At 72.5% G+C, this 12,691-nt stretch carries 12 protein-coding genes; 7 read left to right on the forward strand and 5 right to left on the reverse strand.

Annotated features, from left to right (window positions below; translation table 11 throughout):
* Positions 1 to 37: 37 nt before the first annotated feature.
* From KAF39_RS05485 to KAF39_RS05500, 4 genes are read right to left on the reverse strand one after another with little or no spacing between them, the layout of a single operon-like run.
* The gene (locus KAF39_RS05485) at positions 38 to 529 is read right to left on the reverse strand and encodes a gluconokinase (RefSeq protein ID WP_307805091.1); all 492 of its coding nucleotides are present in this window, start codon (positions 527 to 529) and stop codon (positions 38 to 40) included.
* Positions 526 to 1,764, reverse strand: a complete 1,239-nt coding sequence (manD, locus tag KAF39_RS05490; protein ID WP_210676317.1) for a D-mannonate dehydratase ManD — start codon at positions 1,762 to 1,764, stop codon at positions 526 to 528. The genes KAF39_RS05485 and manD overlap by 4 nt, the downstream gene beginning before the upstream one ends.
* On the reverse strand, positions 1,761 to 2,942 hold the full coding sequence (locus KAF39_RS05495; protein ID WP_210676318.1) for an N-acetylglucosamine-6-phosphate deacetylase: 1,182 nt from the start codon (positions 2,940 to 2,942) through the stop codon (positions 1,761 to 1,763). The genes manD and KAF39_RS05495 overlap by 4 nt, the downstream gene beginning before the upstream one ends.
* A complete protein-coding gene (locus KAF39_RS05500; RefSeq protein WP_210676319.1) occupies positions 2,939 to 3,721 on the reverse strand; it encodes a 6-phosphogluconolactonase in 783 nt (260 codons plus the stop codon). The genes KAF39_RS05495 and KAF39_RS05500 overlap by 4 nt, the downstream gene beginning before the upstream one ends.
* 139 nt (positions 3,722 to 3,860) lie before the next feature.
* Here KAF39_RS05500 and KAF39_RS05505 point away from each other — a divergent pair, with 139 nt between their 5' ends.
* The 7 genes from KAF39_RS05505 to KAF39_RS05535 all read left to right on the forward strand — a co-directional run bounded on the left by KAF39_RS05505 (position 3,861) and on the right by KAF39_RS05535 (position 11,264).
* On the forward strand, positions 3,861 to 4,877 hold the full coding sequence (locus KAF39_RS05505) for a LacI family DNA-binding transcriptional regulator (RefSeq protein ID WP_307805092.1): 1,017 nt from the start codon (positions 3,861 to 3,863) through the stop codon (positions 4,875 to 4,877).
* A gap of 44 nt (positions 4,878 to 4,921) precedes the next feature.
* Entirely contained in the window at positions 4,922 to 5,962 is a 1,041-nt protein-coding gene (locus tag KAF39_RS05510) for a Gfo/Idh/MocA family protein (protein ID WP_210676321.1), read from the forward strand.
* Positions 5,959 to 6,990, forward strand: a complete 1,032-nt coding sequence (locus KAF39_RS05515; RefSeq protein ID WP_210676322.1) for a Gfo/Idh/MocA family protein — start codon at positions 5,959 to 5,961, stop codon at positions 6,988 to 6,990. Before KAF39_RS05510 ends, KAF39_RS05515 begins: the two co-directional genes overlap by 4 nt.
* A gap of 15 nt (positions 6,991 to 7,005) precedes the next feature.
* Entirely contained in the window at positions 7,006 to 7,869 is an 864-nt protein-coding gene (locus KAF39_RS05520; RefSeq protein WP_210676323.1) for a Gfo/Idh/MocA family oxidoreductase, read from the forward strand.
* A gap of 232 nt (positions 7,870 to 8,101) precedes the next feature.
* Positions 8,102 to 9,382 (forward strand): extracellular solute-binding protein, encoded by a 1,281-nt coding sequence (locus KAF39_RS05525; protein ID WP_210676324.1) that lies wholly within the window; start codon positions 8,102 to 8,104, stop codon positions 9,380 to 9,382.
* Positions 9,382 to 10,362, forward strand: a complete 981-nt coding sequence (locus KAF39_RS05530; RefSeq protein WP_246878240.1) for a carbohydrate ABC transporter permease — start codon at positions 9,382 to 9,384, stop codon at positions 10,360 to 10,362. The genes KAF39_RS05525 and KAF39_RS05530 overlap by 1 nt, the downstream gene beginning before the upstream one ends.
* Positions 10,359 to 11,264 carry a carbohydrate ABC transporter permease gene (locus KAF39_RS05535; protein WP_246878241.1) on the forward strand — a complete coding sequence of 302 codons (906 nt, stop codon included), beginning with the start codon at positions 10,359 to 10,361 and terminating at the stop codon, positions 11,262 to 11,264. The genes KAF39_RS05530 and KAF39_RS05535 overlap by 4 nt, the downstream gene beginning before the upstream one ends.
* Before the next feature lie 58 nt (positions 11,265 to 11,322).
* Here the strand turns inward: KAF39_RS05535 and KAF39_RS16230 are convergent, their stop codons facing one another.
* Positions 11,323 to 12,690, reverse strand: coding sequence for a mannitol dehydrogenase family protein (locus tag KAF39_RS16230; RefSeq protein ID WP_210676325.1), 1,368 nt, complete (start codon positions 12,688 to 12,690; stop codon positions 11,323 to 11,325).
* Between the last annotated feature and the right edge of the window lies 1 nt (position 12,691).

Consider the following 12,691-nt stretch of genomic DNA (forward strand, 5'->3'; position numbering starts at 1 on the left):
CTACTGCGCGGAGGCCTCTCCCCGGGGGCGTGAGCGGTCACGGGAGGGCGCGCACGATCCGGTCGCACAGGACGGCGGGTGCGTCGTCCACGACGATGACGACCCCTGCCTCGTCGGCGCCCAGCGGTTCGAGGGTGTCGAGCTGCGAGCGCAGGAGATCAGGCGGCATGTAGTGCCCGGTCCGGCCGTCGATCTGCGCGGCGATGCGCGCGGGGCTCCCGACGAGGCTGACGAACCACGTCCCCGGTGCGCGGGCGCGGAGGCGGTCGCGGTAGGCCCGCCGCAGGGCGGAGCACGCGATGACCACGTCGCCCGCGGCCGCGAGGTGGTCGCCCACCCGGTCGAGCCACGGCCAGCGGTCGGCGTCGTCCAGCGGGGTGCCCGAGCGCATCTTGGCGACGTTGGCCGGCCCGTGCAGGTCGTCGGCGTCGATGAACGCGACGGCACGCCGCCGGGCGAGCTCGCGCCCGACCGTGGTCTTGCCCACGCCGGACACCCCCATCACGACGATCGGCCGCGGAGTCGTCACCAGTCGTGGACCGTCCCGTCGAGCAGACGGTTGTACGGCAGGTAGGCCTGGGCGTACGGGTACTTCCCCGCTTCGTCGACGTCGAGCGCGACGCCGAGACCGGGGGCGTCACCGGGGTGCAGGTAGCCGTCCGTCCAGGTGAACGACTGCTGGAAGACCTGGTCGGTGCGCGTCCCGTGCCGCATGTACTCCTGGATGCCGAAGTTGTGGATGGCGAGTCCGAGGTGCATGGCGGCCGCCATGCCGACCGGTGAGATGTCGGTCGGCCCGTGCATGCCGGACTTGATCTGGTACATCGCGGCGTAGTCGAGGGTCTTCTTCAGGGCGGTGATGCCGCCCATGTGGGTGACCGCCCCGCGCACGTAGTCGATGAGCTGGTCGCGGATGATGTCCTTGAAATCCCAGACGGTGTTGAAGATCTCGCCGATCGCGAGGGGCGTGGTGGTGTGCTGGCGGACGAGCCGCAGGGCCTCCTGGTTCTCCGCCGGGGTGCAGTCCTCCAGCCAGAAGAGGTCGTACGGCTCGAGGTCCTTCCCGAGGCGGGCGGCCTGGATGGGGGTCATCCGGTGGTGGCCGTCGTGCAGGAGCGGCAGGTCCGGTCCGAACTCGTGGCGCACCGCGTCGAACACTCCGGGGAGGTGCCGCAGGTAGGCACCCGTGTCCCAGTCCTCCTCCACCGGGCGCGCGCCGCGCCGGGCCGGCTCGTGGTCGTACCGCACGGTCGCGTCGCCGACGTCGGCCCCCTGGGCGGCGATCCCGTAGATGGCGCGGAGCGTCGGCACGCCGGTCTGCACGCGGATGGCGCGGTACCCCTGTTCCTGATGCGCCCTGATCGAGTCGAACAGCTCGGGGAGCTCCTTGCCGGAGGCGTGTCCGTAGGCGAGGAGGCCGCCCCGGGAGGCGCCTCCGAGCAGCTGGTACACGGGGAGCCCGGCGACCTTGCCCTTGATGTCCCACAGGGCCATGTCGACGGCGGCGATGGCGGCCATGGTCACCGGGCCGCGGCGCCAGTACGCGCCGCGGTAGAGGAACTGCCAGGTGTCCTCGATGCGGGATTCGTCGGCGCCGAGCAGCAGGGGGACGACGTGCTCGCGGAGGTAGGCGACGACGGCGAGCTCCCGGCCGTTCAGGGTCGCGTCGCCGAGTCCGGTGACGCCGTCCGCGGTCGTGATCTTCAGCGTGACGAAGTTGCGGTCCGGGCTGGTGACGATCACCTCGGCCTTGTCGATGGTCATGCGATGCCTCCCGTGGCCGGTGCGCCGGTCGTGGTCTGGACGAGCTCGCCGGCGACGTGCACCTCGAGCGGGGTGATGCGGGTGTCGCCGGGCCGCCAGTCGAAGAGCAGCACGTCGGCCCGGGCGCCGGGTCGCCAGTGCGGCCCGTCGTCGAGCACGGCGGCGGGCATCGCGGTGGCGAGGCGCATCGCGGTGGCGAGCGAGCCGGTGAGCCGGGCGACGGTGGCCACGCCGACGTCGAGCGTCTGCACGGAGCCGGCGAGGAATCCGGTGGAGAGGTGGCGCAGGGCGCCGTCGTCGGCGAGGTGCACGCCGCCGCCGACCGTGGAGACGCCGCCGTCGCGGAGGGCCGCCGGGGTGGCGACGGCGTCGCTGACGAGGAAGAGGCCGTGGTCGCGCTTGGCGGCGATCATGGTCGCGAGGGTCGCGTCCGGCAGGTGATGGCCGTCGGCGATCACCCCGGCGGCGAGGCGGGGTTCGGCGAGCTGGGTCCACAGGTAGTTCGGATGACGGGGGAGCACGGCGTGCGCGCCGTTGCCGAGGTGCGTGGAGAGGGTGGCGCCCGCGTCGACGACCGCGGCGATCTCGGCGTCGGAGGCGTGCGTGTGTCCGACGGCCACCCGCACCCCGTGGGCGACGAGGAAGCGGGTGGCCTCGACGGAGCCGGGGTGGTGCGGGGAGAGCGTCACGATGCGCAGGAGCCCGGGGGCCGCGTCGAGCCAGGACTGCAGCTCGGCGAGGGACGGAGGGCGGATGTGCGCGAGCGGGTGCACGCCGCGGGGTCCGTCCTGGTCCGAGAGGCTGGGGCCCTCGACGTGGATGCCCGCGACCGCGCGGGAGGTGGCGGCGGAGGTGCGCACGGCCGCGGCGACGGCGCGGATGCGGGCGACCATGTCGTCGGCGGAGGCCGTGATGACGGTGGGGAGGAAGCGGGTCACCCCGTGCTCCGCGAGCGACGCGGCCATCGCGACGATGTGCGCCGGGTCCGGGTCGATCGCGTTCGCGTCGCCGTCGCGGTGCCCGTTGACCTGCAGGTCGATGAGCCCGGGGCCGATCCACGGGGCCCCGTCACCCGGGTCGGCGACGGGGGTGAGAGCGCGGATGCGGCCGTGCTCCACGACGACGTCGAGTCCGCCGGTCCCGAGGGCGTTGCGTCCGCGGAGGGTGAGCGCGGTCATCGCGCCGCCTGCGCGGTCTCGACCAGGGCGGGGTGCAGCAGGGAGGCGGCGTCGCGGTCGACGTGCACCTCGCAGCGGGAGTGGCGGCGCAGCACGGTGCACGGCCAGCGGGCGCTGATCGGCTCCTCAACGAGGGCACGCACGGCTTCGGCCTTGCGCGCGTCGGGGACGGCGCACACGAGGTGGGCGCCGGCGAGCAGGGCGGGGATGGTGAGGGTGAGCGCGTGGGTGGGCACGGCGTCGAGGGTGTCGAAGCACTCGTCGTCGACCTGCTGCACGCGGCTGGCGAGGTCGAGCTGCACCGTGCGCACGGGGCAGGGGTCGCCGAGGTCGGCGTCGGGCGGGTCGTTGAAGGCGATGTGGCCGTTCACGCCGATGCCCAGGCAGACGAGGTCGATCGGTGCTTCCGCGAGCAGCTCGGCGTACTCGGCCGCGGCCGCCTCGGCGCCGCGTTCGGTGTGCATCGGGTGGAACGCGGCGGGGTGCACGACGTCGACGAGGTGGGTGCGCAGCCAGGTGCCGAATCGCTGCGGCGCGGCGGCGTCGAGTCCCAGGTACTCGTCCATGTGCAGGATCGTGATGCGGTCCCACGGCACCTCGGGTTCGGCGGCGAGCGCGCGGTACACGTCGAGCTGGCTGGGGGCCGCGGCGGCGATCATCCGTGCCGAGCCGCGGGCGGCGACGGCCTCGCGCAGGGTCTGCGCCGCGGATCGGGCGGCGGCAGCGCCCATCGCGATGCGGTCGGGATGGGCGTGCAGGGCGAACGTCGTCGTGCTCATGATCCGTCAGCGTAATGCAACCGCTTGCAAAGTCAAGCCCTCGACGCGGACCGGCGCGAGGACACCCACCCCCGGGCGGCGGGCGGACGCGGACGCCGACACGCGCGCCGCAGCCGCAGGCGGGCTTAGTGTGTGTGACGTGACAGCCAACAGGAAGACGCCGTCGGGTTCCGTGACGATCGGCGACATCGCGCGGGTCGCCGGGGTCTCCCGGTCGACGGTGTCGCGTGCGTTCAGTCGCCCCGAACTGCTGAACCCCGAGACGGTCCACCGGGTCAAGGCCGCGGCGGACGAGCTGGGCTACGTCGTCAACCATGCGGCGCGCGCGCTGTCGACCGGTCGCTTCGGCAACGTGGCCGTCGTCGTCCCCGACATCGCCAACCCGTTCTTTCCTCCGCTCGTGCGCCGCGTGCAGACGCTCGCCGACGCCGAGGGGTACGCGGTCTTCCTCGGCGACTCCGACGAGATCGCCGACCGCGAGGCGAACCTGACCTCCCGCCTCAGCGCGCAGGTGGAGGGCTTCGTGCTCGCCGCGCCGCGCCTGGACGAGGAGCGCATCCGGGAGCTCGACGCCGCGCGCCCCGTCGTGCTGGTCAACCGCGACATCGAGGGCCTGGCCCGGGTGCTCATCGACCCGAGCGGCGGGCTCGACGAGGCGGTGGCGCACCTGCACCGGCTGGGTCATGCGCGCGTGGTGTACCTGTCGGGGCCGCGGGAGTCGTGGTCGGATCAGCAGCGTCGCGCGGCCCTCGATCGCGCGGCCGCGCGGGTCGGGCTCGAGGTGATCGTGCAGGAGCTGGGTCGCCCCAGCTCGGCCGGCGGGCGCGATGCGGTCGGCGGCATCCTCGCCTCCGGTGCCACGGCCGTGATCGCCTTCGACGACGTGGTCGCGCAGGGGGTCATGGCGGGGCTGGCCCTGCGGGGAGTCGACGTGCCGCGGGACATCAGCGTGATCGGCTGCGACGACACGCTGGCCTCGGGGACGCATCCGGCCCTCACCACCATCTCCGCCGCCTCCGCCGCGGCCGGGGAGGCGGCGGCGGAGCTGCTGCTCGGGGTGCTCGCGAGCGGCCAGCGATCCGATGCGCGCGTGACCATCGCCACCCACCTCGTGGTGCGCGCGACGACGGAGGCCGCGCACCCGCCGCAGGGCTGAGCGGCGGTTGACAGTGCAACCGGTCGCATGATTCACTGTCGCCCATGCCTCGGATCGCGATCATCGGTGCCGCCCATCCGCACGTCGACTACGTGCTCGACGAGCTGGCCCGCACCGACCGCACCGGATTCGAGCTCGTCGGCGTGCAGGATGCGGACCGGGAGGTCGCCGAGCGGCACGCCGCCCGGTTCGGCGTCCCCGCCGTCGACCACGCGGACGACCTCCTCGCCCGTGGCGTCGACGTCGCGGTGATCGCCGGTATCTACGGCGGCCGCGGCGCGGAGGTCGTCGCCGCGCTCCGCGCGGGCGCTCACGTGCTGGCCGACAAGCCGCTGTGCACGTCCGTCGCCGAACTCGACGCGATCGCGGCGGCGGCCGCCGAGACCGGCCGCACGGTGAACCTCATGCTGGAGAAGCGCGGGTACCCCGAGACGCGGGCCGCGCTCGCGGTCGTCCGCTCCGGCGAGCTCGGCGACATCGTGGGCATCACCTCCTCCGGTCCGCACAAGCTCAACCGCGACCAGCGCCCGGCCTGGTTCTTCGATCCCGCGGCGTACGGCGGCATCCTCGGCGATCTGTCCGTCCACGACCTCGACGCGGCCCTGCTTTTCGCGCCCGCCGACGAGGGCGTCGTCCGCGGGGCCGTGTCCGCTCCGCTCGACGGAGGTCTCTTCCCCCGGTACGGCGCGGCGACCCTCACGACCTCGGCGACGGTGGTCACGGCCGAGGTGAGCTGGCTGACGCCGCGGGCCTCCGATGTGCACGGCGACTACCGTCTGCGGCTGGTCGGCACCCGCGGCACGGCCGAGATCTTCTGGGCCCGCGGCCGTGTGGAGGTCACGACCGACGAGCGCCCGACGCGCGAGCTGGAGCTGCCGGCAGGTCTCCGCCCCGCCGAGGAGGCGCTGGACGCGTTCGCCGCCGGCCGCACCCCCGAGGTGGGCACGCGCGACTCGCTCGCCGCCACCCGCCTCGCTCTCCTCGCCCAGCAGTCCGCCGACCAGGGCGGCGTCGCGCTCCCCTGGTCGCGCACCGCCGACGACGTCGTTCCCGACGCCACGCCCCGACGACAGGAGTCCTCATGACCGAACCGCTGCGCATCGCCATCGTCGGCGCGGGGGTGATCGGCGCGGTCCATGCCCGCCTCGTCGCCGCGCTCGACGGCGCCGGAGTGCTCGCCGCCGTCGTCGACGTGGACGAGAGCAGAGGGCGTGCGCTCGCCGCGGAGTACGGGGTGCCCTTCCACGCCTCCGCTGTCGAGGCGTACGCGACCGAGCGGATCGACGTGGCGGCCGTCTGCCTGCCCAGTGCGTTCCACGCGGACGCGGTCGTCGAGGCCCTCGACGCGGGCGTCGACGTGATCGTCGAGAAGCCGATCGACGTCACCCTCGCGGCCGCCGATCGGGTGCAGGCGGCCGAGCGCGCCTCGGGCCGCACGGTCTCGGTCATCAGCCAGCGCCGCTTCCAGCCCGTCGCCTCGTTCCTGCGTCGATCGATCGACGAGGGCGCGCTGGGTCGCGTGACCTCCGGCGTCGTGGAGTCGGCGTTCTTCCGCCCCCAGGAGTACTACGAGTCGGGCGACTGGCGCGGGACGGCGGCCGTCGACGGCGGCGGGGCGCTGATGAACCAGGGCATCCACGCGCTCGATCTGCTGCTGTGGATGCTCGGCAGGCCCGTCTCGGTGAGCGCCAGGACGGGACGGCTCGCGCACGACGGCATCGAGGTGGAGGACGTCGCCGGCGCGGTGATCACGTTCGAGAGCGGCGCGATCGGACTGCTGCTCGCGAGCACCGCCGCGTTCCCCGGACTCCCGGTCCGCCTCGCGGTGCACGGATCAGCCGGCACCGCCGTGATGGAGAACGACGGGCTGTCGTTCTTCGCCTCCGCCACCGCGCCAGCGCCCGCCGCGGACACGCTCGTCGAGCACGACGTCCCCGAGGGGTGGAGCGACGTCGACATGGCCCACCGCCGGCAGTACCTCGACGTGATCGATGCGATCAGGACCGGGAGACGACCGGCCATCACGACCGACGACGGCCGCCGTGCGCTGCAGGTCGTGCTCGCGGTCTACGAGTCCGCCCGCACCGGTCGTCCCGTCGACCTCACCGAGTGAAAGAGGATGAGACACATGAGAACGAGAGACGTCGCCATCGTCGGCATCGAGAACAGCCACGCCGAGGAGATCATCCGCTACCTCAACGTCGAGCAGCCGGCCGCCGTGCCGGTGCGGGTGGTCGCGCTCGTCGCCGGTGAGGAGGAGCGCACCAGGGAGCTCGCGGCGCTCGGCGGGATCACCCGCATCGTCGCGGACCCGGCAGAACTGCACGGCGCGATCGACGCCCTCATCGTCACCTCCCGCGACGGCGCGCAGCATCGTGCGCTCGCCGTGCCGTTCCTGGAGGCGGGCACCCCGGTGTGGGTCGACAAGCCGCTCGCGGCGAGCGTCGCGGACGCGGAGGAGATCATCGCCGCGGCCGCCCGCGGGCGCACGCAGCTCACGTCGTCCTCGGCGCTGCGCTGGGTGGCGGACACGGACGCGCTCGCCGGCGGCCTCGACGGGATTGGCGAGCTCCAGACGCTCACCGTGACGGGGCCGGCGGATGCCGCGAGCCCGTACAGCGGCATCTTCTTCTACGGCATCCACATCGCCGACGTCGCACAGCGACTGGTGCCCGGTGAGCCGGAGGACGTGGACGTCCGGCTGCTCCCCGGGGGAGTGGTCGCCCGGTACCGCGTGGACGGGGTGCTGGTGACGCTGGAGTTCATCCGGCCCGACGGGGACGGTCAGGTGCCGTTCCGGGCGACCGCGGTCGGGGGACACGGGGTCCTCAGCCGCGACATCGTGCTGGGCGCGGACTACGTGCAGCCGGGGGTCGATGCGTTCGCCCGGATGCTCGAGACCGGGGAGCGGCCGATCCCGGATGCGCAGCTGCTGGCACCCATCCGAGTGCTCGCGCAGGTCGCGACGGCGGCGACGGCCCCGGTCGCCTGACCCTGCAACGCGGTGCAGTGCACCGCGCTGTCGGGCGCTGTTCGGCGGGCGGGATGCGCGTCATCCGCCCGCCGAACGCCCGGAAACACAAGAGAAACACAACCGTTACACCCTCTTCCCCGAAGAAGCCCTTGTAATGCAACCGATTGCACGTTAGCGTGAGATCCGGTTGATCCACCCGTTCATCGGACACCTGTCGGTGACCGTCGAAGAAGACCATGGAGGAACGAGAATGGCACGACGCACCCTGATCGCGGCAACCGCTTCACTGGCCGCGGTGCTGGCCGTCACCGGCTGCAGCTCCGGCAGCGGCACCGCCGGAGACGGTGACGCCGAGAGCGGAGACCTCCGCGTCTGGCTCATGCAGGACTCGGTGTCCGACGACGCCGTCGCGTGGCTCGAAGAGGAGTTCGCGGCGCAGAACCCCGGGTCCACGCTCACCGTCGAGATGCAGCCCTGGGACGACATCGTCTCGCGGCTGCAGACCTCGCTGGCCAGCGCCTCCGAGACCCCGGACATCGTCGAGATCGGCAACACCAAGACCGCGACGTTCGCCAATGTGGGCGCGCTCGCCGACATCTCCGACCTGTACGACGAGGTCGGCGGCGACGACCTCATCCCGAGCTTCGTCGACCAGGCGACCCTCGACGGCAAGACCTACGCCTACCCCCTCTACGCCGGAACGAGCGTGGTGTTCTACCGCACGGACCTGCTGGAGAAGGCGGGTGTCGAGGCGCCGGAGACGCTCGACGACCTCGTGGCGGCCGCCGCGGCCGTGCAGAAGGCCAACCCCGACGGCGTCGACGACTTCAAGGGCATGTACTTCCCCGTCGTCGACGTGCACGGCCTCGAAGGCTGGCTGTTCTCGCACGACGCGAACTACGCCGAGGAGAAGGACGGCGCGTGGGTGAGCGGACTCGACACCCCGGAGGCCAAGGCCGCGCTCACGCAGATGCAGGCCCTCTGGCAGGACTCGTCCCTCGGCGCGCTCGACGCCAAGGAGACCGCCGGCAACCCCTGGGTGCCGTACAACAACGGCGAGGTCGCCATGTTCTCCTACCGGGTCTTCGCGCAGGACAGCATCGCTCCCGAGCTCGCCGACGTCACGGGCGTCATGGCCCTGCCGCCGGCGGAGGCCGGAGGGGAGAGCCACCAGTTCCTCGGCGGCTCGAACGTCGGCATCGCCGCGAAGTCGTCGCAGCAGGAGCTCGCGAAGAAGGCCATGAAGCTCATCCTCAGCGAGGACTTCATGACCCAGCTCGCCGAGGACTCCGGCTGGGTGCCGGGGAACACGACGTTCGCGTCGGCCATCCCCGACGGGATCGTTCCCGCTGAGCTGCAGCAGCAGATCGCCGACACCAGCCGCCTCACCCCCGCCGCGCCGAACTGGGCGATCGTCGAGGGCAACAACATCCCGGTCGACCTCTACTCCGCGATCGCCAAGGGCGAGGACATCGACGAGGTGGTCGCGCGCATCGGCGCGAAGATCGAAGACACCCTCAACGCCGACTGATGATGGCCACTCCCGTGATCGACGTCGAGGCCGCCCCCGCGGCGCCTCCGTCGGCGGCCGCTCCCCGCACGCGCTCGCGTCGCGGGCGGGGAGCGCTGCTGCCGTACCTCCTGATCGCTCCGCTGCTGACCGCGGTGGTGATCGCCCTCGGCTGGCCGCTGCTGCAGCAGTTCCTCATGTCGCTGCAGAAGTTCGGTCTCGCCCAGCAGTTCGGCGCGGAGCCGGAGTGGGTCGGGCTGGCCAACTACGGCAGGATCCTCACCGATCCCGCCATGTGGGTCGTGTTCTTCCGCTCGGTGCTGTTCTGCGCGGTGTGCGCGTCCCTGTCGATGGTCGTCGGCATGCTGCTCGCGCTGCTGCTGACGAAGGTGAGCAGCTGGGCCCGCATCGCACTCCAGGTCACCCTGCTGCTCGTGTGGGCCACCCCGGCGCTCGTGACGATGGTGATCTGGCAGTGGCTGTTCGACGCCCGCTACGGTCTCGTGAACTGGATCCTCGCCCGCATCGGCTTCCCCGACATGGCCGGCTTCCCGTGGACGTCCACGCCGATGGGCGTGTTCACGATCGCCGCGATCACCGTCATCTGGGGCAGCCTGCCGCTGATCGTGTTCATGATCCACTCGGCGCTCACGCAGGTGCCGAACGAGGTGCTCGAGGCGGCTCAGCTCGACGGTGCCGGTCCGTGGACGCGGTTCCGTCATGTGACCCTGCCGCTCATCACCCCCGCGGTCATGATCGTCGGCCTCCTCCAGATCGTGTGGGACCTGCGCGTGTTCACGCAGATCTACGTGCTGCAGCAGGCCGGCGTCTCGATCGAGGAGACCAACCTCCTCGGCACCTACATCTACCGGATCGGCATCGGGCAGGGCGAGTACGGCGACGCGTCCGCGCTCGCCACCATCGTGCTGATCCTCACCCTGCTGCTCACCTGGAAGTACATCGCCAAGATGTTCGCCCAGCAGAAGGAGGCCGCGGAATGAGCGCCGACACCATGCCCCGCACGACCGACCTCCCGGCCGTCGTGCCCCCGCGCTCCCGGCGCAGCCTCGGCACCCGCAACGACGCCCGGCGTCGCGGCTGGAACGGGGTGGCCGTCGCGGCCGCGTTCCTCCTCGTGTTCCCGATCTACTGGATGGTGAACACGGCGCTCTCCGACAACGACGATCTCTTCTCGCGCACGCCGCGGTTCTTCCCGTTCCCGCTCACCTTCGACAGCTTCGCCGGCATCCTCGCCGACAGCGGCTTCTGGTCGGCGCTCGGCATGAGCGCGGGCGTGACCGTGGTCGTCGTGGTCGTCGCGGTGCTCTTCGGGTTCTTCGCGGCCGTCGCCGTCAGCCGGTTCCGCTTCAAGGGCGGCGGCCTCATCATCCTCCTGGTCCTCATCGTGCAGATGATCCCGACCGAGGCCCTGTTCATCTCCCAGTTCCGCATGCTGGACGGCTGGAACCTGCTGAACACCGTCGGCGGACTCTCGCTGCTCTACATCGGCACGGTCGTGCCGTTCACGGTGTGGCTGCTGCGCGGCTTCATCCACGGCATCCCCGCGGAGCTCGAGGAGGCCGCGATGGTCGACGGCTGCAGTCGGTTCGGGGCATTCGTGCGCGTCACGCTTCCTCTGCTCGGCCCGGGCATCGTGACGGCCTCGGTGTTCTCGTTCCTGCAGGCGTGGAACGAGTACACGCTCGCCCTCGTGGTCATGACCAAGCCCGGCAACGCCACGCTGCCCCTCTGGCTGCAGACGTTCAGCAGCGAATTGTCGGCCACCGACTGGGCGGGGATCATGGCGGGCGCCACGCTCATCTCGATCCCCGTCGTGATCCTGTTCCTCTTCGTCCAGGGCCGGCTCGGCGCCGGCATGATGGCGGGAGCGGTGAAGGGCTGATCGGCGGGAGAGCCGCCGGCCCCGCGGGGTCGGCGGCTCCGGCGTGTCCGGGCGGGCGCTACGGGCGGACGGGCGGGAGCCGGACGCCCGCGTCGGCGAGGTCCGGCGCGAGCAGCTCGAGGAGGGCGTGCGCCGGGTCGGCGGCCGCGGCCCGGCGGGCCAGCTCGTCCGCGGCGACGTCGTCGAGCGGACGGCCCGCGCGCACCTCCGCGACGACGAAGCGGATCCATGCATCGATGAGCCGGATGGCGGCTGCGCCGGAGACACCCCGCGCCCGGGCCAGCCGGAGGGGGTCCACCGCGCGGGCGCGCAGCTTGACGCTGCCGTCGGCGGCGATCTGGCGGAGCCGGTGCACGATGGCCGGGTTGGTGAAGCGGGCGGTCAGCGCGGCACGGTAGCCGGGAAGGTCGAGATCGGCGTCGGGGAGCAGGGTCTCGGCGAGGTCCCACAGCGCCTGCACCCCGGCCGCGCCGGAGGGATCGGCGATCGCCTCCGCCACCGTCTCCCGGCCGCGGAGCAGCCCGTCGTACGCGAGCAGGGAGTGGGCGCCGTTCAGCATCCACAGCTTGCGTCTCTCGAATGGCGCGATGTCCGCCACGAACAGGGCTCCCGCGTCCTCCCAGCGCGGACGCGGGCCGCGGAAGGTGTCGGTGAGGATCCAGCTGTGGAACGGCTCGGTGATCACCAGGGCCTCGTCGTCGACCCCGGTCCGCGCCTGGAACGCTGCGACGTCGTCGGGGGTCACGCGGGGGGTGATGCGGTCCACCGCGGTGCTCACGATGTCGATCCGCTGCCGGATCCACGCGGCGAGCTCCGGGGAGACGGCGGTCGCGGCGTCGATGAGCGCCCGCTCCAGCGCCGCGCCGTTCGCGTCGAGGTTGTCGCAGGGGATGAGGGCGAGCGGCGCGTCGGGCGCCGCGCGGCGGCGGGCGTCCAGTCCCCAGAGCAGCCGTCCGGGCATCGTCCTCAGCGCACCGGGGGTCACGGGGGCGGCGTCCGGTCCGAGCGCCGCCGTCAGCAAGGCGAGGTCGGCCCGGACATCGGGGTCGTCGCGGTCGAGGCGGCCGTCCGCGGCGAGCCGATAGCCCTTCTCCGTCACCGTGAGCGTGACGACCGATACGTCGGGGCGACGCAGGAGGTCGCGCAGCGCGTCGGTGTCGGCGCCGTCGTACGCCGCGACGATGCTCTCGACGGTCTCGATCCCGTCGCCGTCGGCCCCGCGGGTGAGGAGCGTGTAGACGTCGTCCTGCCGGTCGAGCACGGCCGCCTGGTCGGGGGAGCGGCCGGTGAAGGCGGCGATGCCCCACCCCCTCCCGGGGTCGGCGTGCGCGGTGAACCAGGCCTGGTGCGCCCGATGGAAGGCCCCGAGGCCGAGGTGGACGATGCGGACGGGGGCGCGGGGCGCACGACGGGTCGGGCGGGGCACG

The organism is Microbacterium sp. BLY, assembly GCF_017939615.1.
Classification (GTDB): Bacteria; Actinomycetota; Actinomycetes; order Actinomycetales; family Microbacteriaceae; genus Microbacterium.